We start from the raw sequence: 26,573 nt of genomic DNA on the forward strand, positions 1-26,573 counted from the left end.
TTAAAGCTCCTGCCCCTCGGCTTCCGTCTCCAGCCGCTCGACGGCTTCCACCGCGCCCTGAAGATGGGGGTGGATGGCAAGGGCGGCCTTGTAGACCTCCAGCGCCTTTTCCGGCTTGCCGCTTTCCTCCAGAATCAGCGCCAGCCCCGACAGCGCCCCGAAATGCCGGGGGTTCAGGCTCAGCACATGGGCGATGTCGGCGACCGAGGGCCCGAACTCGCCCGCCATGTAATAGGCCGTGGCCCGCGCGTTCCAGGCCTCGGCAAAGTCGGGGTCGTGGTCGATGATCGCGGTGAAATGCTCGATGGCTGCCGGATAGTCGCCCAGGTCCATCGCATCCTTGCCGCGTTGCAAGAGCAGATCCTCGGCAGGGGATCCCGACTTCGACCATTCCAGCCAGATTTCCCGCTCGATCCGGCTCGCCTCGCCCTCGTCCGCGGTCTTCAGCCGCTCGAACAACCCGTCCAGCTTGGCCGTGTCCTCGGCCCAGGCCCCCGCGCAAGTCAGGAAAAGCGACAGAAGTGCCGCAACGATACGATTGAGAATGGCGGCTTCACGACCCATAACATGATGGTAACCGATCCGCGCCGGATTGCCAGTGGCGCCCGGGTCACGAAGGGGAGACTTGTGATGAGCGAAATGATCGACGCAGCCGTCAAGGCGCTGGGGGCGAAACTGTCGGGCGGGTTCGACGGCATTGCGAAATTCGTGATCCCCGGCGAAGGGGCGATCATGCTGGACGGGCAGGGTGTCCGCGCCGGGGATGAAGAGGCCGACGTGACGCTGACCGCCGATGCCGATGTGTTCCGTTCGATCCTCGACGGTGACATGAACCCGACGATGGCCTTCATGACCGGCAAGCTTGCGGTCGACGGCAACATGGGTCTCGCGATGAAACTGGGCTCGGTGCTGGGGTGAAGCACGACGCGGTCCTCCCGGCCCCGTTCCACGCGGGGCTTGCCGATGCACCGCCGGACGCGACCTGCGTCTGGCTGCAGGCCGGGGCGGCGCGCATCCGCGTGGCCTGGTGGAAGGCGGGGGACAAGGGGACGGTCCTCTTGCTGCCGGGCCGGACCGAATGCGTCGAGAAATACGGCCGCGCGGCGGGTGATCTGGTCGCGCGCGGCTTTTCCGTCATCACGATAGACTGGCGCGGGCAGGGGCTGGCCGACCGTGCGCTGCCTGACCGGCGCGAAGGCCATGTCGGCGATTTTTCCGAGTATCAGCAGGATCTTGACGCGCTTCTGGCCGAGGCGACGCGCGCGGGCCTGCCGCAGCCCTGGTTCATGCTGGCGCATTCGATGGGTGGCTGCATCGGCTTGCGCGGATTGCTGCGGGGCATGCCGGTGAAGGCCGCGGTGTTCTCGGCGCCGATGTGGGGCATCGCGATGGCCGCCTGGCTGCGCCCCGTGGCTTCCGTTGTCTCGGCCCTTGCCGGGCCGCTGGGCCTGGCGAACCGCTTCGCCCCTTCGACCAGCGCCGAGACCTATCTCTTGCAGGCGCCCTTTGCCGGAAACGTGCTGACCACCGACCGCGAGATGTGGGACTACATGCGCCGCCAGGTCGCCGAAGTGCCGGATCTGGCGCTGGGTGGGCCCTCGATCGGCTGGCTGAAGCAGGCGCTGCGCGAATGCGCCGCGCTGTCGGTGCTGCCCGCGCCGAAAATCCCGGCGATCTGCGCGCTGGGGACGGCAGAGAAAGTGGTGGACGTGCCCCCGGTGCATCTGCGGATGGCGGGTTGGTCGAACGGCCAGCTCGACCTCTACCCTGGCGCCGAGCACGAGATCATGATGGAAGGCCCTGCAGTACGGGAGCGTTTCTTCGACCGGGCCGCGGCGCTGTTCGAGGCGAACCGCTGATCGGGGGGGTGCGTGAAATCCCGCACCCTACCCCCCCGGTCGGGTGCGTGATTACACGCACCGCCTGGCATTTCTTGACGTCCTACTGCCGCGCGAGGCAGGACAGGCAGGGCTCGCCTGGGCCTTTCGCGAATTCCATGATCCGCCCCTCCGGCCCGATCAGGTACAGGTGTCCCTGATCCAGTTCGGCCCGCTGCATGGCTTGCAGGGCCTCGAAGAAGGCGCTTTCCGCAGCAAGGTCCGGGCAGGCCATCTTGGTCGCGCCGATGCCCAGGATCGACACCGCAGGCAGCGCCGCCGAATTCGTTCCGAACCAGCGGTTGCAGGGCGCGTTCCCCGCGACCTTGTCGCCCTCAAAGCGTAGCAAAGCTTCCCAGCCGACCTCCTGCCCCTCCAGCCCCACCAGATGCCAGTCGACCCCGGCGATCTCGTCGTTCGACAGGGCGGGGGTGACGCAGGCGGTCAGGGCGAAAGCCGCTGACAGGAAGAGGGGAAGACGCATGATCGGGGCTCCTTCATCGGGTCGGATATCCCTATGACGCGTCAGAAAGCCTCGGGCTTGGCCTCGCGCGCCATGTGGTCAAGGACGGCATTGACGAACTTTGGCTCTTTTCCGTCCGGGAAGAAAGCCTTGGCCACGTCGACATATTCGGTGATCGCCACTTTGGGCGGTGTGCCCGTGTCCACCAGCTCGGCCCCCGCCGCGCGGAACAACGCCCGCAGCACCGGGTCGATCCGGTCGATGGGCCAGGCCGCGACCAAGGCCCGGTCGGTCAGCTGGTCGATCTTCGCCTGCCAGTTCACCGCCGCACCCACGACGCTGCGGAAATGGTCAACGTCGCCCTCGGCGAACTCGCCTTCCTCATAGACAGCCCCAAAGCGGTGCGTCTCGAACTCGCGCGTCACGGCTTCCACCGTCTGGCCCGAGACTTCCATCTGAAAGAGCGCCTGCACGGCATAAAGCCGCGACGCCGATTTCATCTGGCGCTTCTGCTGGCCGCGATCCTGCCCCTTAACCGACGTCATGCCCGGAAACCGATCCCCTTGGATGTGCCGGCCCATTTGCGCGACAAGGCCACCAGATGCAAGGCCGCCGCTGCGGCACCCCCGCCCTTGTTCTGCCCCTGAGGGTCCGCCCGCACCTCGGCCTGCGCGCGGTTCTCCACCGTCAGGATGCCGTTGCCGATGCAGGCGCCCTGCAAGCCCAAGAGGCTGATCGCCCGGCTCGAGTCATTGCAGACCGTATCGTAATGCGTCGTCTCGCCCCGGATCACGCAGCCAAGCGCGACATAGCCGTCATATTCCGCCATCCGCTCCGCCATCGCGATGGCCGAGGGCACTTCCAGCGCGCCGGGCACCTCGATCACCTCGACCGTGGCGCCGCAGGCCGCACCCACCGCCTTCGCCCCGGCGACGAGGTTGTCGGCGATGTCCTTGTAGTAGGGCGCCACCACGACCAGCAGCTTCACCGGCTTGTCGAACTTCGGCAGCGGCAGCGTGTAATGCGTCTCGGTCCCGGCCATGACCTACTCCTTGATCGGGTGGGTGCCCGCGACGGTCAGGTCATAGCCCTCGACCCCGACAAGCTTCGGCGCCACGGAATTCGTCACCAGCGTGATCGTCTTCAGCCCCAGCGCCGACAGGATCTGCGCCCCGATGCCATACTGGCGCAGCGTCTGCGGCGAATGCTCGCCATCCTCGACCATCTTCATCGTCGTGTCGCGCAGCAGCACCACCGCGCCCCGGCCTTCCGCCGCGATGATCCGCATCGCGGCCGGCAGGTCGCTGCCGGTGCCAAGGCCCAGCACATCCTCCAGCGCGTTCAGCGCATGGACGCGGACCAGCACCGGATCGGGCGTCGTCAGGTCGCCCTTGGTCAGCACGACATGGTCCGCGCCTTGCAGGTCGTCGGTGAAGACCCGCATCAGCCAGTCGCCGCCATGCACCGAATGCACCGAGCGGACCGAGCGTTCCTTGACCAGGTTGTCGTGCTTGCGGCGATAGGCGATCAGGTCGGAAATCGTGCCGATCTTGATGCCGTGCTTCTGGCCGAACCTGATCAGGTCGGGCAGGCGGGCCATCGTGCCGTCGTCGTTCATCACCTCGCAGATCACGCCGGACGGGTTCAGCCCCGCCAGCCGCGACACATCCACCGCCGCCTCGGTATGGCCCGCGCGGACCAGCACGCCACCATCGCGCGCCCGCAGCGGGAAGATGTGACCGGGCGAGGCAATATCCGCCGCCCCCTTCATCGGGTCGGTCGCCACGGCCACCGTCCGCGCCCGGTCGGCCGCCGAAATCCCGGTGGCGATCCCCTCGACCGCCTCGATCGACAGGGTGAAGGCGCTGGAATGGCGCGAGGAATTCTTCCGCTCCATCAGCTGCAGGCCAAGGTGGTCCACCCGTTCCGCCGTCAGCGCCAGGCAGATCAGCCCCCGGCCATGCGTCGCCATGAAGGTGATCGCGTTCGGCGTGCACATCTGCGCCGGGATCACCAGGTCGCCTTCGTTCTCGCGGTCCTCGTGATCGACCAGGATGAACATTCGCCCGTTGCGGGCGTCTTCGATGATCTCCTCGGTCGAGGAAATGGCGTCGGAATAGTCGGACATGGGCGGCAGCCTCGCAAGCTCTCTCGCGTTCCTCTAGCGCGGGCCGGGCGCAAAGGCCAGAGGGAGCCCGTCGTAGGTCGGGGTTCACCCCGACTCCCTTACCCCGACTCCCTTCAAACGCGCGCCGACAACACCGCGAGACAGGCCACCTCCGCCAGCTGCTGCGAGGCCCCCAGGATATCCCCCGTCTGCCCCCCGATCCGCCGCAGCGCCGAAAACGCCAGCGCAACCGTCACACCCAGCGCCGCAAAGACCAGCGGCACCGCCGTCCAGCCGGTCAGCGCCACCGCAATCGCCACGGCAATCCCGAACCCCACCAAAGCCACCGCCGGGCTGGGCCGCCCGGTGGCATGGCTCAACCCCTCGCCGCGTGCATTGGGCAGAAGCGCCATCACCAGCACCATCGGCGCGCGCGACAGGGCCCCGGTCGCCACCAGCGCCGCCCAGTGGCCGCCATAGACCAGCACCGCCGTCAGGCCTGCCCAGCGGGCGAGCGTGACCAGCACCAGCGCCAGCACCCCGTAGCTGCCGACCCGGCTGTCCTTCATGATCTCCAGCCGCCGCGCCTTCGTCCAGCCGCCGTAAAGCCCGTCCGCCGTGTCCGAAAGCCCGTCCTCGTGCAGCCCCCCGGTCAGCATCGCGCCAAGCGCCAGCACCAGCACCGCCGTCACCCCCGGCGTGACCCCCAGCCACAGGGCACCGCTCGCCAGCGCCGCCCCGAATGCGCCAAGGACAGCACCCACCAGCGGCCAGGCCCAGGCCGACCTCGCCCCGGTTCCCTGATGGTTCGGCAGGGGCAGGCGCGTCAGCAGCGCGAAACCAGACAGAAGGTCGCAGGGAAGCCCGAGGGCAATGTCGCGGATTGGGGGCAAAGCGGCAGGTTCCGGCTGGCGTCGGGTTGGGCCTTGGGGTAGCCCGAGACGCGAAAAGGTGCAATCCGGGAAGACGACCATGCCGTTCCACAGCCTCGCCGATGTCCATGCCCTGCTGGGCCAGCTTCCCGCCCCTGATCAGGCCGCGCTTGCCGGGGCCGAGGCGCGGAACGGCCAGTTGACCAAGCCGCCGGGGGCCTTGGGTCGGCTGGAGAAGCTGGCGATCTGGATGGCGGGCTGGCAGGGGACCGACAAGCCCCGCGCCGCCACTCCGCAGATCGTGATCTTCGCGGGAAATCATGGCGTTACCGCCAAGGGCGTCTCGGCTTTCCCGGCGGAAGTGACCGTGCAGATGGTGGCGAACTTCGCCCACGGCGGGGCGGCGATCAACCAGCTGGCCAAGGCCTTCGGCGCGAAACTGGACGTCCACGCGCTCGACCTCGACCGCCCGACGGCGGATTTCACCGAGGCCCCGGCGATGACCGAGGGGGAGGTAGTGGCCGCTTTGCAGACGGGCTATGAGGCGGTCGACCCCAAGGCCGACCTTTTCGTCGCCGGAGAGATGGGCATCGGCAACACCACCGCAGCGGCGGCGATTGCGACTGCGCTTTACGGCGGGGTCGGCTGGGCCGGGCGCGGCACGGGGGTGGATGACGAGGGCCTGCGCCGCAAGGAAGCCGCCGTCGCGGCGGGGCTGGAACGGCACAAGGCGCTCCTCGCCGATCCGCTTCAGGTGCTGCGCTGTCTTGGGGGACGCGAGATCGCCGCGATGACCGGCGCGATCCTCGGCGCGCGGATGGCGCGGGTGCCGGTGATCCTGGACGGCTTCATCGCCACGGCGGCAGCGGCGGTGCTGGAAAAGGCCGCGCCGGGCGCGCTGGATCACTGCGTCGCGGGGCATCAGAGTGCCGAGGGTGCCCATGCCCGCCTCTTGGAGAAGCTGGGCAAGGAACCGCTCCTGTCGCTGGGCCTGAGGCTGGGCGAAGGCTCGGGCGCGGCGCTGGCCATCGGCGTGGTGCAGGGCGCCGTCGCCTGCCATTCCGGCATGGCCACCTTCGCGGAAGCTGGCGTCGCGGCGGGCTGAGCGGAGGCTCCTCGTTCGACTTCGTCTCCTCGTCGCACTCCCGCGAGAAGGGACGAAGTCCCCGACGAGCAGGCGTTACCAGATCGTAAACGTCCGCGCGCAAACTATTGATTTCAAAGGGGCTGATTTTCTGTCCACCGTGGACAGGCTCAGGCCTTCGGCATCTTCAGGCTGACCAGCCGCCCGCCCTTCTGGTAGCGGACCTCGGTATCGGTGATCGCCTTCACCGTGCCCCCGTCGATCTTGTCGCCGACCTTGACCTTCTTGTACTTCCCGTTCGCCTGCCGGATCAGCGCGTAGCGGCGCGAGTCGGTGCCGTAGGTCCCGATCAGGTTGATCTTCGACAGGTTGATCGCGTTCGCATAGGTTGCCTGCTTCGCCACGCTGGCCTTGGTCGGGATCGAGGGCGCGACCTTTGTCGGCTCCGGCTCGTCAAGGTCGGCCGTTTCCTCGGGCTTCGCTTCGGGGGCGGCGGCGACCTTGACCGGGGCCGCTTCCTCGACCGGGGCCGGCTCGCGGACCGCCGCAGCGACAGCGGCCTCGACTGCGCCCTTGAAATCATTCGGCCGGGCGGCGGGTCGCATCGAGATCGCGACGATCGACGGGTTCTTCGCCTCGAGCGCCGCCGCTTCGGCCAGCTTGGCCTCGGCCTGCGCGGTGAGCGAGGCACCCTGCGCGCCAAGGTCGGCGGCCTGGACGGGGGCCGCAGCCGCTGCCGCGGCGGTTACGCTTGCCGGGCGGGCCAGGGGCCGGATCCCGGCGAACTCGCTGGCGGTTTCGGGGGCAAGTGCTGCATCGTCGCCCGCCGTGGCCGGGGCCAGCCCCTCGGGCCGCGCTTTCGGGCGGAAACCCGCCATCGCCGGATCGGACGGCGGAAGCGGCGCTTCGGCAGCGGGGGCGGCGGTGACAAGCGAGGCATCGGAGGCCGCAGGCTCGGTCACGGGAGGGGGCGAAACGGCTGCGGCCGCCAGAGCGGCGGCCGTCGCGACGTCGCTGCGTGCCGGAGGCAGTTTCGGCGGTTTCCCGGCGATCAGCATCACTCCGTCCGGGCTGACGATCCCCTCTGGAGTCGGCTTCAGGAGCCCCTTGGCATCGAACTGGTAGACCGTCCCCGGCGCCGGCGGCGGCATCGCCGGATCAGGCAGGGCATCCGTCACGTCGGCCAGCGCGGGCAATGCAAGCGCGTCCAGTGCCGGAGGCGGAGCGTCCATCGCCGACAGGAAGATCTCGTCCTGATCTTCGGCCGGGGCTGAGGCGGCAGAGACATCGGTGGCGACCACGGTGCCGGGGGCCGGTTCCGCCACAGGCGCGGGGGTCGCCGCCGGTGCCGCCTCGGTGGCGACGTCGACGGCAGCGGGGTCGACAGGTTCGGGCGCCGCAGCGACCGCAGTTGCCTCCGTCGTCGCAGCGGGGTCTTCACCCCCCATGTTTACCGGCAGGCTTTCGGTTGCCAGGGTTCCGGCATCGGCTTCGGTCTGCGGCGCGGTTTCGGCTTCCGGGAGGGGGGCGGTCATCCCCTCGGGGTCCTGCATGTCGGCCAGCATCTCGTCGTCGACGCCCGGCGTGGTGTCGGTGACCGAGGCCTCGTCCGTGGTCGTCGTCGCGCCGTTGCCGCTGATGAAATACGAGGCCCAGGCCGCGACAAGGGCCAGGAACAGGAGGAGCAGCGCAACCATGACCAGGAAGACGGTGCCGGTCCGCTTCTTCGCCGGGGCGACCGTTCCGAAGGTGCCACCGGGCCGGGCGGGAGATTTCACCGTGGTCGGGCCTGCCGTCGCGGGACGCGGGATCTCGCCGCCCTTGAGCTTGGGCTTGGCGCGGGTGCCCGGAATCGACGGCGCGGTGACCATGCCGGGGAAGCCCTTGCCGACAGGCGCCGGGCGGGCGATGCCTCCGGCCTTGCCGCCGGATGCCGCAAGGTTCGGGCGGGTGACGCCCTCCATCGGCCGCGGGATTGCATCGGCGCTGGCGGCGCGGCGGCTGGCAAAGGCGACCATCGCCGCCGAGGGCGGGGCCGGGGGAATGTCGTCGTCCAGGTCGTCGATGACCGGCTTTCGCGCCGCCGGAGCGGGCGGGAGGCTGTCTTCGGGTTCGGGGAAGGCGGCGCTGTCGGTGACATGCGCGAAGGGCGCCTCGTCGGGGTCGGCGGCGGTTGCGGGCGCAACCGGGGTGGCCGGTTCCTCGACTGCGGCTGCAATGGACGGGGCGTCGGCCACTGGCCCGTCGTCGGCAAGGGCGGCTTCGAGGTCGCGGAGGCTGGCTGCGTCGAGCCCGTCCTCGGCTCCTTCGTCCGCCGCTTCGGTCGCGGGTGCCGGTTCGGTCGCGGTCGGCGCTGGCGGCGGTTCGGGAAGCTCGGCGTTCAGCGCCTCTTCCAGCCCGGGCAACGGCTCGTCTTCGACAGGGACGGAAGCCTCGACGACGGGCGTCGGTTCGGCGACGGGTGCCGGTTCCGCCGCCAGCTCGACAACCGGGGCCGAAGGTTCGGCCTTGGGCAGTTCGCGGTGCAGGACCACCACCGGCTCGCGGTCGCGCTCGACCTTCTCGTCATAGGCGAGGATGCTGGCGGCGGCAGTCGTCGGGCCGAACCAGGGCTCGCCGACGAAGGCACCGTCCTCGGGGATGGCGACGAAGGAGACCGGGTTCAGCCGGTGTTCGGCGGCGAAGCCTTCGGCCTGCTCCAGCGTCTCCCGTGCGATGACCGCAACCTTGACCGTGGCACCCTTGCCCGACCAGTCGAACACCAGGTCTTCCACCTCATAGGGCGTGCGACCCTCGAGTGCGGTCGCGATCTGGCGGCGCTTCTCGTCGCGGCTGGGGCCGGGGGCGTGGATTTCGGTGTAGAGGATCTGGCTGTTCGGCAGGATCAGCTTGGTCGCCACGCCCAGGGGCGACAGACCCAGCGCCGTCTTGCGCAGGTAGTCCATCGCCTCGGCCAGGTCGGGGGCGTCGAAGGCTGTCTCGCCGATCGGGAGCCAGCCTTTCGGCGTGCGGTGCAGAAGCCCGATGGCCTCGCTGGTCAGGTCAAGTGCAAATGTCGGTTTCATGTCGCGGGTCTAGCACGGATTCTGGAAGTGCTGGAACGTGCCCCAGCCGGATGCCGCTTTACTAAAGCAGCTTTTCGCCGAAGGGAAGGAAAACGGCCAAGGAAGCCATTGCGGCGCGCGTCACAACAAAGAACTGTCACGCCGAACCAAGGAGAATCCGATGCGTGTGCTTTCCGCCCTGATCCTGTCCACCGCGCTGGCCCTGCCGCTGGCCGCCCCAGTGCTTGCCGAGGATGCCATGACCCGTACGATCAGCGTGACCGGCACCGGCACGGTCGAGGCCGCGCCCGACATGGCAACCCTGATGATCGGCGTGACCACGCAGGGCGCCACGGCAGCCGAGGCGCTGGCCGCGAATTCCAAGGCGACCGATGCCGTGATCGCCCGGCTGGCCGCCTCGGGGATCGAGGCGCGGGACATGCAGACCTCGAACCTGTCAATCAACCCGAACTGGACCGGCTACGACAGCTCGACGCCAACGATTTCCGGCTATGTCGCCTCGAACATGCTGACGGTGCGGGTGCGCGCGCTGGAGACGACCGGGGCCGTGCTGGATGCCTCGGTGGCCGACGGGGCCAACACGCTCAACGGCCTGACTTTCGGGCTGGCCGATCCCGAACCCGCCTACAACGAGGCCCGCAAGGAAGCGGTGGCCGATGCCCGTGCCAAGGCCGAGCTTCTGGCGACGGCTGCCGGGGTGAAGCTTGGGCAGTTGCTGACGATCTCGGATGCGGGTGCGATGACCGATCCGGCGCCGATGTACCGCGAGGCGGCTGCCTCGTCGCCGGTGCCGGTGGTCGGTGGCGAGCTGGGTCTGGTCGCCAATGTCGCGGTCACCTGGGAAATCGCCGAGTAGAGCGGTCGCTCCCGGCCGCGCCCGGCGGAATTCAACGGGATTCCGCCGGTTTCCGTCATGATTTGGCCCAAGTCGCCGGGCAATCTTGCAGCACGAGAAGAAGGCAGGAGCAGTTCCCCATGATCCGCGGACCGATCAGCTTGTTGATCGTCGGTGCCATCATGCTTGCCGGGTTTGCCCTGGTGTCGCTGGGGCCGCAGGCGTTTGAACGCTACCTGCCGGATCGGGTCATGGCGCTTCTTGATGGCGGCCTTGCAGGAACCATCGACGGCTCCCAGCGCACGGGCGACACGCCTGCCGACCTGCTGGACGACGGGGTTGACGGGCTTGAGGCGCGAGGTCCGGTGGCGGCGATGGCGGGGAACCGGCCGGCATTCATTGCGGATGTGATCGACGGCTACACCACGCAGGTGGGGTCCGCCATCCCGGCCGAAATCACCACGATCCGGCCGATCTCGGGCTGCCGCCTGACGCCGCCGCTTGAGGGCACGGCCATCGGCCATGTCACCGCCGAGGACACCGGCCTGCGGCTGGCTTTCCTGACCTACAACGACAGCGACCTTGCCGCTGCGGTGCAGACCTTCGTCAATGCCTACCGCGACACCGGGCTGTCCAGGCCGGGCGACGGCGGGGACCTCTCCTACGAGGCCTATGACGTGGCGGTGACCGAAACCCGCGCGCCGGTCTACCTTGTCCTGGAAACCGCGCGCGGCAACCGGATATGGAACATCCACCTTGCGCCCGGTGCCCGGGTCGAGCGGGTGATCCTTCTGGGCGGCGCGCATGCGGGGGTGGCGAATCTTGATCCCGTGGTCCCGGTCGAGGTGCTGCCCGGCGACGCGCTGGCGGCTTGCGGGATCGAGCCGTTCTATCCGCTGAACCCGGGCCATCGCTTCTTCGAGGTGCTGAAGACCGGCACCAGCGCCGACAAGGCCGAGGCAGAGGCCAAGCTGGCCGTCATGCAGGACCGCGTCGCCGCCTACAACACCTGGTTCCATGACAGTTTCGGGGTTCCCGCGGATGAGACCCGTGCCGGCTTTGCCGGTGGGACCCTCTCGGTCGTCGGGCCGCTGCCCGGCGCGGTCGGGCCGAAGGCGGTCTATGCACCGATCCAGGGCGCGCGGATACGGGCGACGCAGGACAGCTATTTCGAAATCCGCGGTCAGGTCGCCGCGGGCGAGGATTTCGCCGGGCGCGTCAAGGCCATCGCGACCAGCTTCGCCTTCGGTGACCTGAAGACCCTCCGGCAGGGAGTTTCCTTCTGATGCTGCGGGTTCTGATCGGGACGGGGCTGGTGCTGATGGCCGTGGGGTTCGGCGCCGCGGGATGGCAGTACTGGCAGTCGCTGCCCAAGGCTGCCCCGGCCGGGGAAGCCGCCGCAGCCGCGCCGTCAGTCCCGGCGCCCGTCGTGCCTGCGCGGCAGAGCTGGCTGATCTCGCCCACCGGCGGGCTGATCCCGCAGGCCGATGTGCGCGCCTATCTTGTGCAGGACCGCTTCGTTCCCGAACGGGTGCTGCGGGTCGAACGGCAGGCGAAGCTGACCGATCTGCTGGCCGAGGGGGAACAGCTGCCCGAGCCAGCCTTCCTGCAGGCGCTGGCCGACATCCGTGCTCCGAAAGTGGCCGATGGCCTGTGCCGGGTGCTGTTGGACAGCCTGGCGCAGGACTGCGCGGTGAATGCGGGCCGGGTGATCGAGGGTAGTGTCGATCCGGTGGCCGGGACAGCGCGTTTCGCGGTCGAGATCGTCTTTCGCCTGAAGGACCCGGGCGAAGCGCTTCCCGATCTGGCCGCCCATGTCCTGCGCAGCGATCTGGTCACGCTTGAGGTCGAGCCCGGCGCGGAGGGCAGCGCGAGCCCCGACGCGGCACTTCTGGCGCTGGTCGAGACGGTCGCCGCCGCCTGCGCCGGGGAGAGTGTCGGTCAGGCCTGCCGCCCGACGCAGATGGACATCGACTGGACACCGGGCCAGCCGGTCAAGGCGCGGGCCGTGATCGCCTGGCTCGACCCGCTGCCGAAGGGGATGTTCGTGGCCCCGCCGCTCGACCCCGCGAAGGGCGGCTGAGCGGCGGGTCTTCGGTCAGGCCGTGGCCTTGGCCAGCGCCTGGTCGAGGTCGGCGATGATGTCGCGCACATCCTCGATCCCGATCGACAGCCGCACCGAATCCGGCGCGGCCCCGGCCTTGACCTGCGCCTCTTCCGACAATTGCCGGTGCGTGGTCGAGGCGGGGTGGATGATCAGCGACCGCGTGTCGCCCAGGTTCGCCACATGCGAGAAGAGCTTCACGTTGTCGATCAGCTTGACGCAGGCCTCGTAGCCGCCCTTGATCGTGAAGGTGAAAAGGGCGCCGGGACCTTTCGGCGTGATCATCTGGCCGAGATGGTAGTAGGGCGAGGACTTCAGCCCCGGATAGGTGACTTTCCCGACCCTCGGGTCCTGCTCCAGCCATTCGGCGACGATCTGCGCGTTCTCGACATGGCGCTGCATCCGCAGGGCCAGGGTCTCGATCCCCATCAGCGTGTAATGCGCGCCCTGCGGGTTCATCGTCATCCCAAGGTCGCGCAGCCCGATGGCGATGGAGTGGAAGGTGAAGGCCATGTTGCCCAGCGTCGGGTGGAAGACGAGGCCGTGGTAGGCGGGCTCGGGCTGGGAAAGCGAGGGGAACTTGTCGTCGGCCGACCAGTTGAACTTGCCGGAATCGACGATGATCCCGCCGGTCACGGTGCCGTTGCCGGTCAGGTATTTGGTGGCGGAATGGACGACGAGGGTCGCGCCCATCTCGATCGGGCGGCAGAGGTAGGGCGTGGCGGTCGTGTTGTCGACGATCAGCGGGATGCCGGCCTGGGTTGCGACACGGGCGATGGCGGGGATGTCCGAGAGCGCGCCGCCAGGGTTGCAGATCGTCTCGCAGAAGAGCGCCCGGGTGTCGCCGTCGATGGCTTTCTCGATCTCCTTCGGGTCGTCGAAATCGACGAACTTCGCCGACCAGCCGAACTTGCGGATCGTGTTCGAGAACTGCTGGATCGTGCCGCCGTAGAGCTTGGTCGACGCGACCACGTTGCGGCCCGGCTGCATCAGCGGGAAGAGCGCCATGATCTGCGCGGCGTGGCCGGACGAGCAGGCGATGCCGCCCGCGCCGCCTTCCAGCGCGACCACCCGGTTCGCCAGCGCGGACACCGTGGGGTTCGTCAGGCGGGAGTAGATGTAGCCCACCTCCTGCAGGTTGAAGAGCTTGGCCGCGTGGTCGGCATCGCGGAAGACGAAGGCCGTGCTCTGGTAGATCGGGATCTGCCGGGCGCCGGTCGCGGGGTCCGGCTCGGCACCGGCGTGGATCGCGAGCGTGTCGAAGCCGAGGGGTCGGTCGGTCATGGGAGCCTCCTTTGGGTTGGGGTGAGGGTAGGAGGGATCGAGGCGACTGGCAACGTCGGAGTGTCCACAGTGGACAGGCTTGTCAGATATAAGGAAATCAATGGCTTGGCTGCGGACGTTTACGGAATATTCATCTCTTGCCAAGGGCTTCGGAAGAAGGATCGTTGCGGTTGGCGGCGCTTCCATGCTTGGATCGCCGCACCCGAGACGGAGCCAAGAACGATGCTGACCCCCTTCCATCTGGCCTATCACGTCACCAGCCTGGACCAAGCCCGCGCCTTCTATGGCGGGGTCCTGGGCTGCCGCGAAGGGCGGTCGACCGAGACCTGGGTCGACTTCGACTTCTTCGGCCACCAGATCAGCCTGCATCTGGGCGAGCCGTTCAGGACGACGGACACCGGCAAGGTCGGGGACCACATGGTGCCGATGCCGCATCTGGGGCTGGTCCTGCACCTGCCCGACTGGCGGGCATTGGCCGAGCGGCTGACGGCAGCGGGGGTGGCGTTCGTCCTGCCGCCGCAGGTGCGGTTTCAGGGCCAGCCCGGCGAACAATGGACGATGTTCTTCCGTGATCCCAGCGGGAACCCGATCGAGGTGAAGGGATTTGCGGATATGGCGAGCGTCTTCAAGGGATGAGCTGATCTGGCAATCAGGCTGTCGCGGAAGAAGCCTTCCTTGACAGGTGGAGGCCGCGAACGCCTTATCCGAGCGGGCCGGCATCCGGATCAAGAGGAGTCCTGCGTTGGATTTGCGATACAAATTCGGTCGCGTCGTCCGGTGGAGCAAGCGTATCGGGCTGCTCAATGCGATCTCGTTCGAGGTCCAGCAGACGCTCCGGCGGCGGGTGATATCCTTCATGCACGGGTCGCTGGGACGCAGGATCCACCTCAGATCGTCAAGTTCGGATATCGAGGTTTTCGAACAGATCTTCATCGAGGACGAGTTCGCCATTCCGCTGGACTCGCCGAAATTCATCGTCGATGGCGGCGCCAACTGCGGTCTTGCCTCGCTCTACCTCGCCGTCCGCTACCCGGGCGCGAAGATCATCGCGGTCGAGCCGAACGCGGAGAATTGTGCGCTGTGCGTGCGCAACACCCGTGGGATGAACGTGGAAGTTGTCCGGACTGCGATCTGGTCATCCTCGACACGGTTGAAGATCGAAAACCCCGGCGATGCGCCGTGGTCGTTTCGCTGCGTCGAAGCGGATGCGGGCGATCCAGCTGGCTTTGAAGCCTGTGACATGGGGTCGATCCTCTCGGGCCGGCAGTGCGACCTGGTCAAGCTGGATATCGAAGGCGCCGAGCTGGAGCTGTTCAAGGATACCGGATGGCTGAAGGACGTGTCCGCGATCCTGGTGGAAACCCACGGCGACGAGGCAGATGCGCTTGTCCGCAGGGCCTGCGCGGGTTGGACGATCTCGCAAAGCGGGGAGAAGCTGCTGCTTGTGAGATAGACCTCTGGCAGATCCGGCTGCGTGGCCACGGCGGCAGCAGTCCCGTCCGAGAGGTTTCACGCGCGGGTCGACTTCGGAGGAATCCGGTTGCCATTGGCCCGTCGCCGGTCATGCTGTCTGCACAGCTGGGGAGAGCGGGGCATGGCGACAGAGACGGCGGGCGTCGATCTGGTTTCGGTGGTGACGCTTCTGGGCGCGGCGGTGGTTGCGGTGCCGGTGTTCAAGCGGATCGGGCTGGGGTCGGTGCTGGGCTACCTGGCGGCGGGGCTGGTGATCGGGCCGTTCGGGCTGGGGCTGTTCTCGGACCCGATGGCGATACTGCATGTGGCCGAACTGGGCGTGGTGATGTTCCTGTTCATCATCGGCCTGGAGATGGAGCCGTCGAAGCTGTGGGCGATGCGGCGGGATATCCTGGGCCTCGGGCTGTTGCAGGTGTTGCTTTGCGTGGGCCTTCTCAGCCTGGTGGGCGTGGTGCTGGGCTACCCCTACGCGGGCTCGCTGATCGCGGGGGCGGGGTTCACCCTGACCTCGACCGCCATCGTGATGCAGATGCTGCAGGAACGGAACGACATTTCCGCGCCGAAGGGGCAGCGGATCGTGTCGATCCTGCTGCTGGAGGACCTGGCCATCGTGCCCCTGCTGGCGCTGGTCGCCTTCCTGGCGCCGGGGGGCGAGGAGGTCACGCTGGTCGGCCGCCTGCAGGGCGTGGCGATCGGGCTTGGGGCGATTGCGGTGCTGGTGGTGGCGGGGATCTACCTGCTGAACCCGATGTTCCGGCTGCTGGCGGCTTCGCGGGCGCGCGAGGTGATGACGGCGGCAGCGCTGCTGGTGGTGCTGGGGTCTGCGCTCTGGCTGCAGCTGGGCGGGTTGTCGACGGCGATGGGGGCGTTCCTGGCGGGGGTGCTCTTGTCGGAATCGACGTTCCGGCACCAGCTGGAAGCGGATGTCGAGCCGTTCCGCGGCATCCTTCTGGGGTTGTTCTTCCTGGCGGTGGGCATGGCGCTGGACCTGTCGGTGATCGCGGCCAACTGGCGGCTGGTCGCCATCAGCGTCGTGGCCTTCATGGTGCTGAAATCGCTGGCGATCTATGTCGTGGCGCGGATGAACAAGGCAAGCCGCGCCGAGGCGATGGAGCGGACCGTCCTGATGGCGCAGGGCGGCGAGTTCGCTTTCGTCCTCTATTCGGCGGCGCTGGCGGTGGGGCTGCTCGACAGCGAGGCGGCGGCGGTCCTGAACGCGATCATCATCGTCTCGATGGCGCTGACCCCGGTGATGGTGATCCTCCATGACCGGTTCAAACCGGCGGAGGTCGTCTCGACCGACGGGATGGAGGCGCCCGACGGGCTGAAGGGGCAGGTGCTGATGATCGGTTTTGGCCGCTTCGGACAGATCGCCTGCCAGCCGCTTCTGGCGCGGAAATGCACGATCAACATCATCGACGACGACCCCGAGATGATCCGCGTGGCCGAGACCTTCGGCTTCAAGGTCTGGTTCGGCGACGGCACCCGGCTGGATATCCTGAAGGCCGCCGGGGCCGAGACGGCGCGGGCGGTGATGATCGCGACCGACCGGAAGGAAACCACCACGCGGATCGCGAAGCTGGTCAAGCACGAGTTCCCGAACGCGGTGATCCTGGCGCGGGCCTGGGACCGGGCGCATCTGCTGGAGTTGGTGAAAGAGGGCGTCGACCACTACATGCGCGAGGTCTTCCACTCGGCCCTTGCGCTTGGCGGCAAGGCGCTGGAGGTGCTGGGCGTGGATGACGACGAGATCGAGGACGTCGCCGAGAGCATCCGGCGCCGCGATGCGGAGCGGCTGGCCTTGCAGATGACGGGGGACATCTATTCGGGCCAGAGCCTGATCATCGGCAACGCAGAGCACACGGTGCGGAGCTAGAGCCTTGCGTGCAACCGGCTGGGGGCGGTGCCGAAGCGGGCGGTGAAGGCCTTGGAGAAATGCGACCTTGTGGCAAAGCCGCAGGCGGCGGAAATCTCGGACAGGCTGAGGTCGGTGCCAGAGAGCAGGTTCCGCGCATGGTCGAGCCGCATGTCGAGGTAGAACCGCGCGGGGGGCTGGCCAAGCGCCTTGCGGAAGATGCGCTCGACGTTGCGGCGGGAGTAACCTACGCGGGCGGAAATTTCCTCCATCGACAAGGGCTCCTCGATGTGGCGCTTCATCAGCTCGACCATCGCCGAAAGGCCGGGGTTCCTGAGCTGCGCCACGGCGGAAAGCGAGGAGCGCTGGCCCGGGTCGCGGCCGATGGCGACGCGGCGCAGGCACATGTCGAGGACCATCGTCGCGAAGGCCTCGCCCTGGTCGCGGGCGATGATGTCGATCATCAGGTCGGTCGCTGCCGCCCCGCCGCCGCTGGTGAGGATGCGGTCGTCGATCTCGAACTTGGTCTCGGCGGGGGTGAGGGCGGGAAACATCTCGCGGAAGGCGGGCTGGTTTTCCCAGTGCAGCGTGAAGCGACGGTTGGTCAGAAGGCCCGCCTTCGCCAGCGCAAAGGGGCCGGTGCAAAGCCCGGCCACCGGGCCGCCGTGGCGGTGGTGGCGCTGGACGGCGGCGACGAGGGCGGGGGTGATCACCTTCTCGGGCTGGTTGCCGGCGCAGACGACGAGGGTCGCGTCGCGGGTCGGGGTGCCGAGGGGGCCGTCGACCTGCACCGTCAGGCCGCAGGACGAGGTGACGGGCTGGCCGTCCGCCGTGGCGGTGCGCCAGGCATAGAGCGGGCGCTGCGAAAGCTGGTTGGCGATGCGCAGGGGCTCGACCGCGGAAGCGAAGGCGAGAAGGGTGAAGGTGGGGCAGATCAGGAAGTCGAAGGCGCGGGTCGGCGCATCGGCGCGGGCGGGGCGGAAATAGGCGGCGCCAGCCGGGATCAGGGGGGCGGTGTCGGCGCTCATGGCTGCGGCGCGCCGACGGCGCGGCGGTCGGGTTCGGGCGGGGCCATCAGGCTTTCCAGCTTGGCCTTCACCGCGTCGGGCCAGGGCATCGAGGTATGCTTGTCAAGCCAGCTTGCCGCCAGCACCTGTTCGACCGACCAGCGATGTTCTTCGCCACAGTGGATGGTATGGCGCAGGCGGACCGAGGATTTGCCGACCTTCAGGATCGTCAGCCGGAACGTCAGCGTGTCGCCGAAGAACGAGGGTTTCGAGAAATCGCAGGTGAGATGGACGGTGGGCGTGCCCCAGCGTTCGTTCCAGATGATCTCGTGCCAGGGCCAGCCGATATGGGCCCAGAATTCCTCGACCACGCCGTTCAGGATGTTCAGGTAGGCCGGGTAATAGGCGGTGCCCGAGATGTCGCAATCGCCGAAATGCAGCATCCGGTCGGTGGTGAAGCAGACGGTCATCCGATGTCCCCTTTTGCGACAGGCATGGCGCGTTTTGGCACGAGACGCGGCGTCAGTCCAGCGGAACGGCGGTGGTGTACTTGGTCTGGCGCAGGACGAAATGGGTGGTGGAGGAGCGCACGACGCCCAAGGCGAGGAGGTCATGCATCAGGAAACGCTCCAGATCCTCGGGGTCGCGGGCCATGACCTTGATCATGTAGTCGTCGGCCCCGGTGATGGTGGCGCATTCGACGATGCGGTCCTGGGCCCTGGTGAAGTCGTCGAGCTTGCGGATCGTCATTTCGGAATGGTCGACCAGCGAGAGGTGGATATAGGCGAGGACCGGCATTCCGACGCGGCGGCGGTCGACCAGCGCCACCTCGGCGCGGATCACCCCGGCTTCCTTCAGGGCCTTGACCCGGCGCCAGCAGGGCGAGGGGGACATCTGCGCGATCTCGGCAAGGGCCTGCACCGACAGGGTGCTGTCGCGTTGCAGGGCGGCGAGGATGCGGCGGTCGGCGTCGTCCAGGGGGAAATCAGGTTTCATGATGCCGCGTCTTCTGGGTATGGCTTGCCCCGATTGTGCCAGATCGGGCGCAGAAAGAAATGAGATTCCGTCTAAATCCGGCAAGCTTAGGGAAAGCCAGGAGGGCCGCGAATGACCAGCTATGCCGCGAAGCATCCCGATGCGGCGGGGTTCATCGACTATACGGCGGAGGAGGATGCGGTCTGGCGCGACCTGGTGGCGCGGCAATGGCCGATGGTCCACCGACATGCCGCCCAGCCCTATTTGCGCGGGCTGGAGGTGCTGGACATGCCCCAGACCCGCGTGCCGCAATGCCCGGACCTGTCGCGCAAGCTGCGGGTGCTGACCGGGTGGCAGGTGGTGCCGGTCCCGGCGCTGATTTCCTTCGGGCGGTTCTTCGCGATGCTGGCCGACCGCAGCTTTCCTGCCGCCAGCTTCATCCGCAGTCGCAAGGATTTCGACTACATCGAGGAGCCGGACATCTTCCACGAGATATTCGGCCATACGCCCCTCTTGACCGACCCGCGCTTTGCCGGGTTCTCGCAGGCGATCGGGCGGGCCGGGATGGCCTGCGCCAAGGAGGACTATGCCTGGCTGATCCGGCTCTACTGGTTTTCCATCGAGTTCGGGCTGACGGTGGAGGGCGGCGAGACGAAGACGCTGGGGTCGGGGCTGGCTTCCTCGCCGTCGGAATTGCTGTGGTCGGTCGGGCAGGGAGAAGGCAAGCCGGAGTTGCGGCCCTTCGACGTGATCGACATCCTGCGCACGCCCTACCGGATCGACATCCACCAGCCGGTCTATTTCGTGATCGAGCGGCTGGACGATCTGTTCAAGGCGGCGGAACGGGACCTGCTGGCGGACGTTGCGACGGCGCGGAGGCTGGGGCTGCACACGCCGAAATATCCGCCGAAAGCCGCCTGACGGGTCAGGCGCGGTCGTCCTTCGGGCTGCCCATCACGACGAAGGTGGTGATGGCGCGCACCTGCGGCAGGGTGCCCAGCACCTCGGTATGCCAGTGCTTGAAAGCGGCAAGATCGGTGCATTCGACGCGGAGGAGGTATTCCACCGTGCCGGTGATGTTGTGGCACTCGCGGACTTCGGGGGCGCGGGCAACGGCGCGCTCGAAGGCTTCCTGCGCGGCCTTGGTATGGGCCCCGAGGCCGACGGTGACATAGGCGACGAAACCGATGCCAAGCTGGGCAGGGTCAAGGACGGCGCGGTAGGATTTGATCACGCCGGCCTTTTCAAGCGCCTGCACCCGCCGCAGGCAGGCCGAGGGCGACAGGCCCACCCGGTCGGCCAGCGCTAGGTTCGGCTGGCGGGCGTCGCGGGTAAGCTCTCGCAATATCCGGTGGTCTATCTCGTCAAGCTTCGTCATTTGTTGCGAAGATAGTCTGGTTGGTCGCATTTTTGCAATCATGTGCTATCGAATACGCTGCAGAATTGCAGCCATGACCCATGACCTGTTCCTTGCCCTCCTGGGCTTTGCCTTCGTCACCTCGGTCACGCCGGGGCCGAACAACATGATGCTGCTGGCAAGCGGGGTGAACTTCGGCTTCCGACGCACGGTGCCGCATATGCTGGGCATCTCCATCGGCCATGCGCTGATGGTGTTCCTGGTGGGCCTCGGGCTGGCCGGGGTGTTCCGGGCCTGGCCCCCGGCGCTGATGGGGCTGAAACTGGCGTCGGTCGCCTACATGCTGTGGCTGGCCTGGAAGATCGCGCAGTCCGGAGCGCCGGGCGAGGGGCGGGCCAAGGCGCGCCCGATGACATTCCTGCAGGCGGCGGCGTTCCAGTGGGTGAACCCGAAGGCCTGGGCAATGGCGCTGGGGGCGGTCGCGGCCTATGTGACGGAGCCGTCGATCTGGGCCTATGCCGCCGTGGCCGTGGCCTTCGCCTGCGTCAACCTGCCCTCGGTGTCGGTCTGGGCGGGGGCGGGGCAGGCGGTGCGGCGCTGGCTGGAAGGGCCGGGGCGGCTGCGCGCCTTCAATTGGGGGATGGCGGGGCTTCTGGTGCTGTCGCTCTGGCCGGTGGTGGTGATGGAGATGTGATCGCCGATCCGGTCACGTCCGGCGGCATGCTACTCCCGCTTATTGACCGATGCGCCTTTCCCCGGCACACCGGGCCAACGTGACGGGAGAGCCGGGATGCGAGGCTGGAAGTTCATCCGGGTCGGCGTGCTGGCGGCGTCCGGCGCAGTTGTCGCACTGTGCGGCTTCCTGGCCTATCTGCATCTGTCGGGCAATTTTCACGCGGTGGTGGCGGGCGAGGTCTATCGCTCGGCCCAGGTCACGGCGGCGGACCTGAAGGACTATCAGGCGGGCTACGGTATCCGCAGCGTACTGAACCTGCGCGGGGCTGGGCCGGGGCAGGGCTGGTATGACGACGAGATCGCGGCCAGTGCGGCGCTTGGGCTGGAGCATGTCGATTTCGCGATGAACGCCTCGCGGGAGCTGCGGCCGGAAGAGGCAGCCCGGCTCATCGCGCTGATGCGCGACATGCCGAAGCCGCTGCTGGTGCATTGCCGACATGGGTCGGACCGGACCGGACTGGCGCTGTCGCTGTATCTGGCAGCGATCAAGGGCATGGACGAGGAGCAGGCGGAGGCGCAGCTTTCGCTGCGGTTCGGGCATTTCGCGGTGCCCTGGCTGTCGGATGCCTGGCCGATGGACCAAAGCTGGGAACGGCTTGAGCCGGGCCTGGGCTTCGGCGAAAGCTGACGCCTATCGCACCCAGAGCCCTTCGCGTTTCAGGGTGTTGCGGATCACCTGTTCCCGGCGGGGAAGGTTGTCGCGGTCGAAGAGGGTGCGAGCCGTGACGCCCTCACCCTGGATCACCATGCGCTTGAAGGCCCCCCATTGCCGCAGGACGGGGCGGAGGTCGTCGGCAAGCCCTTCCAGCACCTCGACGGCGCGGTCGCTTTCGCGGGCGTAGAGCAGCGGCAGCGTGCGGTAGTGGCAGGTCGCGCTGCCGTCCAGCGCGCCGAGGTCGGGACCGGGGCGGCCACCTCCGAACGAGTGGATGACCAGCGGCAGGGTGATCTGGTCGAGCCAGGGGTACAGTTCCTGGCAGACCAGGGCTTCGGGCGGGGCGTCGCGGATGTCGCGCGCCCAGGCGAGGAAGCGGTTGCCGAAGGCACGGGGGCTTTCGTGGAAGAACCAGCCCGCGTTGAAATAGAGGTAGCGCTGCCAGTAGTCCTCGGGGTGGCTGGTGTCCCAGGAGGCGGCGAAGTCGAGGCCGAAGCGAGAATAGAGCGCCGCCCAGGTGTCGTGCAGCGTCGGGCCGTAAAGCTCCACCTTCGGCCAGGTGTTTTCCCGCCGCATCGAGGCGGAGGGTCTGGCGAAGTCGAAGCGGATGTCGCTGACCGGGCCGGTGATCAGCGTGTCGGTGTCGAGGAAAAGGAAGGGTGCGTCAGGCAGGGCCGCCAGCGCCTCGATCTTGTTGCCATGCGGGTAGTCGGACCCGAAGGCGCGGCTCTCGAAGGGCAGGATTTGCGCGTCGAGGGCGGTGAGCGCCTTGCGGCTGCGGTCGGACATGCGAGGGTCGTCGCGCCACTTCGGGCCGGGCTGCGGTTCGGCGATGAAAAGGCTGCCCGCGAAGCCGGGGTCGGAGCGGCGAAGCGAGGCGGCAAGCAGGATCGCCTCGTGCTCCAGCCGGCCGGACTGGGCGATGGCCAGCAGGTTGAAGGTCATGCAGGGGTAAAGCGGAGCGAGAGGCAGGACATGCCCCCGTCCAGCTTGGCGCATTCGGTATTGCCGATCTCGCGGGTGGTGAAGCCTGCCGCCGCGATGGCGTCGCGGGTCTTCGGGAAGCCTGCGGGCATCAGCACCAGGTCGTTGAAGCGGATGGTGTTGGCGGCGGCTTCCTCGCCCTCGGCCACGTCGATGACCTTGTAGCCCGCGAAACAGCCGGAAGCGGAGAGGCGCTTTGTCGACAGGACCGTATCCCCGTCGAGAAGCGAGCAGTCGGTCTTGAAGTGGAGGACGCCGGGGGGCGTGTGCACCTCGCGAACGGTGTGGCCCCAGGGGGCGACAAGCCGGGTCAGTTCGGCGATCCCGGCGGCATTGGTACGGGCCGAGCGGCCGACGAGGATCTCGCGCTCGGTGACGAGGATGTCGCCGCCCTCGATGAAGCTGTCTGCGCCGGTGATCTCGACCACCTGGCTGTAAAGCGCGCGCAGGTGCGGGGCCATTTCGGCGGCCTCGCCGAGGCGGGAGGGCGCGCCGGGGCGCATGACGACGGCGCCTTGCGGCAGGCAGAGCGCGGTGTCCTCGACGAAGACGCTGTCGGGATAGGCGTCGAGCGAGGGAAGCTCGATCACCGTCGCGCCGGTTTCCCTCAGCGTGGCGATGTAGGCTGCGTGGTGCTCTTGCATCAGCGCCAGGTCCGGGGTGCCGGTATCCACCGCGCGCAGGCCGCGGATGATCGAACCCGCCGGGCGGCGGGTGATGGCGTGGGTGAAATGCGTGGAAAAGGACATGGGACCCCCGGGTTTGCCGCCTGTTTGGCAGGCGTCCTGCCGGGGCGCAAGGGCATGCGGGGTGGTTCCGGTCGGCCGCGCGCTGCAAGACATGTCCGCCCAGCACCCCGGATGAGCGGAGGTTGCGGCTTAAGTCATTGATCACCATGAAAATGGTGGGCGACCCTGGAATCGAACCAGGCGTGGGTCGCCCCGGGGGAGTTACAGTCCCCTGCCGCACCTTGCAGCTCGTCGCCCGCCGGGGGTTCGTCTACTCGCGGGGGCGGGGGGCGTCAAGGGTGCAACGCGGAAGATTTCGGCTTGCATCCGGGGCCGGGGCTGCGCAAAGGTCCGGGCTGGTTTTCGAAGGGTTCTGGACATGGCGGCGGGCGGGGCGGCGGGTGGCAAGAAACCGGCCTGGGTGGTGGAGAAGGAACGCGGCGAGCGGCGCGAGGCGCGGGAGACCGTCTGGCTCTTCGGCCTGCACGCCGTGCGCGACGCGCTGATGAACCCCCGGCGCGAGAAGCTGCGGCTGGTGGTCACCAAGAACGCGCTCGACAAGCTGGAGGCGGCGGTCGCGGCCTCGGGCATGGCGCCCGAGGTGGTGGAGCCGCGTCGCTTCGACGTGCCGATCGACGAGGGCTCGGTCCACCAGGGCGCGGCGGTCGAAGTGAAGCCGCTGAACTGGGGCAAGTTCGCCGATGTCTGTGCGGCAGGGGAAGGCCTGCCGCTGGTCGTGCTCTTGGACCGGGTGACCGACCCGCACAACGTCGGCGCGATCCTGCGCTCGGCCGAGGTGTTCGGGGCGCGCGCGGTTATCGCGCCGAAGCATCATTCGGCACCGGAAACCGGAGCCTTGGCGAAAACGGCGAGCGGGGCGCTGGAGCGCCAGCCCTACCTGAAGGTCACCAACCTGGCCGAGGCGATGGAGGTGCTGAAAGGCATGGGCTTCACGCTGATCGGCCTGGATGGCGAGGCACCGGTGGCGCTGGGCGAAGCGGTGGCGGGCGTGAAGGGGCGGCCCATCGGGCTGGTGCTTGGGGCCGAAGGGCCGGGCCTGCGCGAGAAGACGCGCGAGACCTGCGACGTGCTGGCGCGCATCCCCTTCGAAGGCGCTTTCGGCAGCCTCAACGTCTCGAACGCCGCCGCCGTCTCGCTGTATGCGGCGACGGCGGGGGCTCGCGTGTGATCACATCTCTGCGACAGGTCTTTAACGGGCCTCTCGGCTTTCTAAATGATGGTGAGGAGGACGGGACCGGAACCCCGTACTCTCTTCACTGTCCCTCGTTCCGCGACTGGGCGTCCGGGCTTCGACCCGGGCGCCCTTTTTCCTGTCTGGAGTGACCATGACCACCGATGCCGAGATCCGTGACATCCTGACCCGCGTGAAGACCATCGCCGTCGTCGGCTGGTCGCCGAAGCCCGACCGGCCGAGCCACGGGGTCGCGGCGTTCCTGAAGCGGCAAGGCTATCGGGTGATCCCGGTCAATCCGGGCCAGGCCGGGCAGGAGGCGCTGGGCGAGACCGTGGTCGCGACGCTGGCCGAGGCGGGGCCGGTCGACATGGTCGACGTCTTCCGTCGCAGCGAAGAGGCGGGCGCGGTCGCCGACGAGGCGGTGCGGCTGGGCGCGAAGGTGGTCTGGATGCAGCTTGGCGTTGTGGACGAGGCGGCGGCGGAGCGGGCTCGGGCGGCAGGGGTGCAAGTGGTGATGAACCGCTGCCCGGCGATCGAGATTCCGCGGTTGGGGTTGTAGGGCGGAATTTTCGAAAATTCCGGTTCGGAGCCTTGAAGGCTCCGGTCCGATTTCTTTGAAGAAATCGGGTCAGCGCCCGGCTTTTTCTGCGATCCCGGAAGTGCCCTCGCGGCGGTCCAGTTCCGCGACCACATCCGCCAGCGTCACGTCTCGCGCGGCGAGCATGACGAGCAGGTGGTAAAGGACGTCCGCCGCCTCAGATGTCAGCCGGGCGCGGTCGCCCTTCACCGCCTCGATGATCGCTTCCACGGCTTCTTCCCCGAACTTCTCGGCGCATTTCTCCGGGCCCTTGGACAGCAGTTTCGCGGTCCAGGAGGTTTCCGGGTCCGCCCCCTTGCGGGTGGCGATGGTGGCGGCGAGGGTTTCCAGGCTCACGACAGCCTCACGGGGATGCCGGCGGCGGCCATGTGGGCCTTGGCCTGGCCGATGGTGAAGGTGCCGAAGTGGAAGATCGAGGCGGCGAGGACGGCGGAGGCGTGGCCCTCGGTGATGCCCTCGACCAGGTGGTCGAGCGTGCCGACGCCGCCGGAGGCGATGACGGGGATGTCGACGGCATCGGCGATGGCGCGGGTCAGCGGCAGGTTGAACCCGGCGCGGGTGCCGTCACGGTCCATGCTGGTGAGGAGGATTTCCCCGGCGCCCTTCGCGGCCACGGTGCGGGCGAAGTCGACCGCGTCGATGCCGGTGGCGCGGCGGCCGCCGTGGGTGAAGATCTCCCAGCGGCCGGGTTCCACGGTCTTGGCGTCGATGGCGACGACGATGCACTGGCTGCCGAAACGGTCGGCGGCCTCGGCGACCACATCCGGCCTTGCGACGGCGGCGGAGTTGAAGCTGACCTTGTCGGCGCCCGCGAGGAGGAGCTTCCGCACGTCCTCGGGCGTGCGGACGCCGCCGCCGACGGTCAGCGGCATGAAGCACTGTTCCGCCGTGCGGGTGACCAGGTTGTACATCGTCGACCGGTTGTCCTCGGTCGCCATGATGTCGAGGAAGCAAAGCTCGTCCGCCCCGGCGGCGTCGTAGGCTTTCGCGGCCTGAACCGGGTCGCCCGCGTCGATCAGGTCGACGAAGTTGACGCCCTTCACCACGCGGCCGTCGGCCACGTCGAGACAGGGGATGATGCGGGTCTTGAGCATGGGGGAGGAATGCCGCGTGGGGGGCGGAAAAGCAAGCAGGATCGGCTGGCCGGGTGTCCACGGTGGACAAACTCGGATAGGGCAATTCAATCAGATACTTACCTTTTGGCGTTAAGAATTTGGCAAGGATCTGTCGCGGGGCCCTACGCCTGCAAAGAAGGCTGGCCGGTGACCGCGTCATGCCGGACGGGCGACGAGGTGACGTGGTCGGACGGGGAGTCGCCGG

30 protein-coding genes and 1 tRNA gene are annotated in these 26,573 nt (G+C 68.0%); 14 read left to right on the forward strand and 17 right to left on the reverse strand.

Features of this window, described 5'->3' with window-relative positions:
• Complete coding sequence (locus tag ACE3P6_RS02490; protein WP_374391376.1) at window positions 1-564, reverse strand: tetratricopeptide repeat protein; 564 nt, start codon at window positions 562-564, stop codon at window positions 1-3.
• 66 nt (window positions 565-630) lie between these two features.
• Here ACE3P6_RS02490 and ACE3P6_RS02495 point away from each other — a divergent pair, with 66 nt between their 5' ends.
• Both ACE3P6_RS02495 and ACE3P6_RS02500 read left to right on the forward strand, forming a co-directional pair.
• Window positions 631-918, forward strand: coding sequence for an SCP2 sterol-binding domain-containing protein (locus ACE3P6_RS02495; RefSeq protein ID WP_374375347.1), 288 nt, complete (start codon window positions 631-633; stop codon window positions 916-918).
• Entirely contained in the window at window positions 915-1,859 is a 945-nt protein-coding gene (locus ACE3P6_RS02500) for an alpha/beta fold hydrolase (protein WP_374391377.1), read from the forward strand. The genes ACE3P6_RS02495 and ACE3P6_RS02500 overlap by 4 nt, the downstream gene beginning before the upstream one ends.
• Window positions 1,860-1,941: 82 nt before the next feature.
• On the opposite strand, the gene ACE3P6_RS02505 is transcribed toward ACE3P6_RS02500, so the two are convergent.
• The 5 genes from ACE3P6_RS02505 to cobS all read right to left on the reverse strand — a co-directional run bounded on the left by ACE3P6_RS02505 (window position 1,942) and on the right by cobS (window position 5,340).
• The gene (locus ACE3P6_RS02505) at window positions 1,942-2,361 is read right to left on the reverse strand and encodes an META domain-containing protein (protein ID WP_374391378.1); all 420 of its coding nucleotides are present in this window, start codon (window positions 2,359-2,361) and stop codon (window positions 1,942-1,944) included.
• A gap of 41 nt (window positions 2,362-2,402) precedes the next feature.
• On the reverse strand, window positions 2,403-2,885 hold the full coding sequence (gene nusB / locus ACE3P6_RS02510) for a transcription antitermination factor NusB (RefSeq protein WP_374391379.1): 483 nt from the start codon (window positions 2,883-2,885) through the stop codon (window positions 2,403-2,405).
• On the reverse strand, window positions 2,882-3,382 hold the full coding sequence (locus tag ACE3P6_RS02515) for a 6,7-dimethyl-8-ribityllumazine synthase (RefSeq protein ID WP_374391380.1): 501 nt from the start codon (window positions 3,380-3,382) through the stop codon (window positions 2,882-2,884). Before ACE3P6_RS02515 ends, nusB begins: the two co-directional genes overlap by 4 nt.
• Before the next feature lie 3 nt (window positions 3,383-3,385).
• Complete coding sequence (gene ribB / locus ACE3P6_RS02520) at window positions 3,386-4,468, reverse strand: 3,4-dihydroxy-2-butanone-4-phosphate synthase (protein WP_374391381.1); 1,083 nt, start codon at window positions 4,466-4,468, stop codon at window positions 3,386-3,388.
• Between the two features lie 113 nt (window positions 4,469-4,581).
• Complete coding sequence (gene cobS, locus ACE3P6_RS02525; protein WP_374391382.1) at window positions 4,582-5,340, reverse strand: adenosylcobinamide-GDP ribazoletransferase; 759 nt, start codon at window positions 5,338-5,340, stop codon at window positions 4,582-4,584.
• 79 nt (window positions 5,341-5,419) lie between these two features.
• Here cobS and cobT point away from each other — a divergent pair, with 79 nt between their 5' ends.
• A complete protein-coding gene (gene cobT, locus ACE3P6_RS02530; RefSeq protein WP_374391383.1) occupies window positions 5,420-6,424 on the forward strand; it encodes a nicotinate-nucleotide--dimethylbenzimidazole phosphoribosyltransferase in 1,005 nt (334 codons plus the stop codon).
• Window positions 6,425-6,573: 149 nt separating this feature from the next.
• On the opposite strand, the gene ACE3P6_RS02535 is transcribed toward cobT, so the two are convergent.
• Entirely contained in the window at window positions 6,574-9,468 is a 2,895-nt protein-coding gene (locus ACE3P6_RS02535) for a translation initiation factor 2 (RefSeq protein WP_374391384.1), read from the reverse strand.
• A 160-nt stretch (window positions 9,469-9,628) separates the two neighbouring features.
• Here ACE3P6_RS02535 and ACE3P6_RS02540 point away from each other — a divergent pair, with 160 nt between their 5' ends.
• The 3 genes from ACE3P6_RS02540 to ACE3P6_RS02550 all read left to right on the forward strand — a co-directional run bounded on the left by ACE3P6_RS02540 (window position 9,629) and on the right by ACE3P6_RS02550 (window position 12,386).
• A complete protein-coding gene (locus ACE3P6_RS02540) occupies window positions 9,629-10,324 on the forward strand; it encodes an SIMPL domain-containing protein (RefSeq protein WP_374391385.1) in 696 nt (231 codons plus the stop codon).
• Between the two features lie 119 nt (window positions 10,325-10,443).
• Complete coding sequence (locus tag ACE3P6_RS02545) at window positions 10,444-11,589, forward strand: hypothetical protein (RefSeq protein WP_374391386.1); 1,146 nt, start codon at window positions 10,444-10,446, stop codon at window positions 11,587-11,589.
• Window positions 11,589-12,386, forward strand: a complete 798-nt coding sequence (locus ACE3P6_RS02550) for a hypothetical protein (RefSeq protein ID WP_374391387.1) — start codon at window positions 11,589-11,591, stop codon at window positions 12,384-12,386. Before ACE3P6_RS02545 ends, ACE3P6_RS02550 begins: the two co-directional genes overlap by 1 nt.
• A 15-nt stretch (window positions 12,387-12,401) precedes the next feature.
• Here the strand turns inward: ACE3P6_RS02550 and ACE3P6_RS02555 are convergent, their stop codons facing one another.
• Window positions 12,402-13,691, reverse strand: coding sequence for an O-acetylhomoserine aminocarboxypropyltransferase/cysteine synthase family protein (locus tag ACE3P6_RS02555; protein ID WP_374391388.1), 1,290 nt, complete (start codon window positions 13,689-13,691; stop codon window positions 12,402-12,404).
• 222 nt (window positions 13,692-13,913) lie between these two features.
• Here ACE3P6_RS02555 and ACE3P6_RS02560 point away from each other — a divergent pair, with 222 nt between their 5' ends.
• The 3 genes from ACE3P6_RS02560 to ACE3P6_RS02570 all read left to right on the forward strand — a co-directional run bounded on the left by ACE3P6_RS02560 (window position 13,914) and on the right by ACE3P6_RS02570 (window position 17,040).
• On the forward strand, window positions 13,914-14,327 hold the full coding sequence (locus ACE3P6_RS02560) for a VOC family protein (protein WP_374391389.1): 414 nt from the start codon (window positions 13,914-13,916) through the stop codon (window positions 14,325-14,327).
• 46 nt (window positions 14,328-14,373) lie between these two features.
• Complete coding sequence (locus ACE3P6_RS02565; RefSeq protein ID WP_374391390.1) at window positions 14,374-15,144, forward strand: FkbM family methyltransferase; 771 nt, start codon at window positions 14,374-14,376, stop codon at window positions 15,142-15,144.
• A gap of 141 nt (window positions 15,145-15,285) precedes the next feature.
• Window positions 15,286-17,040, forward strand: coding sequence for a monovalent cation:proton antiporter-2 (CPA2) family protein (locus tag ACE3P6_RS02570; RefSeq protein ID WP_374391391.1), 1,755 nt, complete (start codon window positions 15,286-15,288; stop codon window positions 17,038-17,040).
• Here the strand turns inward: ACE3P6_RS02570 and ACE3P6_RS02575 are convergent.
• The 3 genes from ACE3P6_RS02575 to ACE3P6_RS02585 are packed head-to-tail and all read right to left on the reverse strand — an operon-like array spanning window position 17,037 to window position 19,022.
• Window positions 17,037-18,047: a GlxA family transcriptional regulator gene (locus ACE3P6_RS02575; RefSeq protein WP_374391392.1), complete on the reverse strand. Its 1,011-nt coding sequence runs from the start codon at window positions 18,045-18,047 to the stop codon at window positions 17,037-17,039. The two genes, ACE3P6_RS02570 and ACE3P6_RS02575, sit on opposite strands and share 4 nt — an antisense overlap.
• The gene (locus ACE3P6_RS02580; RefSeq protein WP_374391393.1) at window positions 18,044-18,496 is read right to left on the reverse strand and encodes an acyl-CoA thioesterase; all 453 of its coding nucleotides are present in this window, start codon (window positions 18,494-18,496) and stop codon (window positions 18,044-18,046) included. The genes ACE3P6_RS02575 and ACE3P6_RS02580 overlap by 4 nt, the downstream gene beginning before the upstream one ends.
• A gap of 52 nt (window positions 18,497-18,548) precedes the next feature.
• Window positions 18,549-19,022, reverse strand: a complete 474-nt coding sequence (locus ACE3P6_RS02585; protein ID WP_374391394.1) for an Lrp/AsnC family transcriptional regulator — start codon at window positions 19,020-19,022, stop codon at window positions 18,549-18,551.
• Window positions 19,023-19,133: 111 nt separating this feature from the next.
• On the opposite strand from ACE3P6_RS02585, the gene phhA reads away from it, so the two are divergent.
• Window positions 19,134-19,922 carry a phenylalanine 4-monooxygenase gene (phhA, locus tag ACE3P6_RS02590; protein WP_374391395.1) on the forward strand — a complete coding sequence of 263 codons (789 nt, stop codon included), beginning with the start codon at window positions 19,134-19,136 and terminating at the stop codon, window positions 19,920-19,922.
• Between the two features lie 4 nt (window positions 19,923-19,926).
• Here the strand turns inward: phhA and ACE3P6_RS02595 are convergent, their stop codons facing one another.
• Window positions 19,927-20,379: an Lrp/AsnC family transcriptional regulator gene (locus tag ACE3P6_RS02595; RefSeq protein WP_374391396.1), complete on the reverse strand. Its 453-nt coding sequence runs from the start codon at window positions 20,377-20,379 to the stop codon at window positions 19,927-19,929.
• A 73-nt stretch (window positions 20,380-20,452) separates the two neighbouring features.
• On the opposite strand from ACE3P6_RS02595, the gene ACE3P6_RS02600 reads away from it, so the two are divergent.
• Window positions 20,453-21,052, forward strand: a complete 600-nt coding sequence (locus ACE3P6_RS02600; RefSeq protein WP_374391397.1) for a LysE family translocator — start codon at window positions 20,453-20,455, stop codon at window positions 21,050-21,052.
• A gap of 96 nt (window positions 21,053-21,148) precedes the next feature.
• Window positions 21,149-21,721: a tyrosine-protein phosphatase gene (locus tag ACE3P6_RS02605; RefSeq protein WP_374391398.1), complete on the forward strand. Its 573-nt coding sequence runs from the start codon at window positions 21,149-21,151 to the stop codon at window positions 21,719-21,721.
• Between the two features lie 3 nt (window positions 21,722-21,724).
• Here the strand turns inward: ACE3P6_RS02605 and ACE3P6_RS02610 are convergent, their stop codons facing one another.
• The 3 genes from ACE3P6_RS02610 to ACE3P6_RS02620 form a co-directional block, all read right to left on the reverse strand.
• Window positions 21,725-22,693: a hypothetical protein gene (locus tag ACE3P6_RS02610; RefSeq protein WP_374391399.1), complete on the reverse strand. Its 969-nt coding sequence runs from the start codon at window positions 22,691-22,693 to the stop codon at window positions 21,725-21,727.
• Window positions 22,690-23,481 (reverse strand): dimethylarginine dimethylaminohydrolase family protein, encoded by a 792-nt coding sequence (locus ACE3P6_RS02615; protein ID WP_374391400.1) that lies wholly within the window; start codon window positions 23,479-23,481, stop codon window positions 22,690-22,692. Before ACE3P6_RS02615 ends, ACE3P6_RS02610 begins: the two co-directional genes overlap by 4 nt.
• Before the next feature lie 153 nt (window positions 23,482-23,634).
• Window positions 23,635-23,718: transfer RNA gene (locus tag ACE3P6_RS02620), tRNA-Tyr, on the reverse strand.
• Between the two features lie 121 nt (window positions 23,719-23,839).
• Between ACE3P6_RS02620 and rlmB the strand changes: the two genes are divergently transcribed.
• Complete coding sequence (rlmB, locus tag ACE3P6_RS02625; RefSeq protein ID WP_374391401.1) at window positions 23,840-24,649, forward strand: 23S rRNA (guanosine(2251)-2'-O)-methyltransferase RlmB; 810 nt, start codon at window positions 23,840-23,842, stop codon at window positions 24,647-24,649.
• A gap of 157 nt (window positions 24,650-24,806) precedes the next feature.
• A complete protein-coding gene (locus ACE3P6_RS02630; RefSeq protein WP_374391402.1) occupies window positions 24,807-25,214 on the forward strand; it encodes a CoA-binding protein in 408 nt (135 codons plus the stop codon).
• A 69-nt stretch (window positions 25,215-25,283) separates the two neighbouring features.
• Here the strand turns inward: ACE3P6_RS02630 and ACE3P6_RS02635 are convergent, their stop codons facing one another.
• Window positions 25,284-25,589 (reverse strand): phosphoribosyl-ATP diphosphatase, encoded by a 306-nt coding sequence (locus tag ACE3P6_RS02635; protein ID WP_374391403.1) that lies wholly within the window; start codon window positions 25,587-25,589, stop codon window positions 25,284-25,286.
• The gene (hisF, locus tag ACE3P6_RS02640) at window positions 25,586-26,347 is read right to left on the reverse strand and encodes an imidazole glycerol phosphate synthase subunit HisF (RefSeq protein ID WP_374391404.1); all 762 of its coding nucleotides are present in this window, start codon (window positions 26,345-26,347) and stop codon (window positions 25,586-25,588) included. The genes ACE3P6_RS02635 and hisF overlap by 4 nt, the downstream gene beginning before the upstream one ends.
• Between the last annotated feature and the right edge of the window lie 226 nt (window positions 26,348-26,573).

Source organism: Tabrizicola sp., from assembly GCF_041911175.1.
Classification (GTDB): Bacteria; Pseudomonadota; Alphaproteobacteria; order Rhodobacterales; family Rhodobacteraceae; genus Tabrizicola.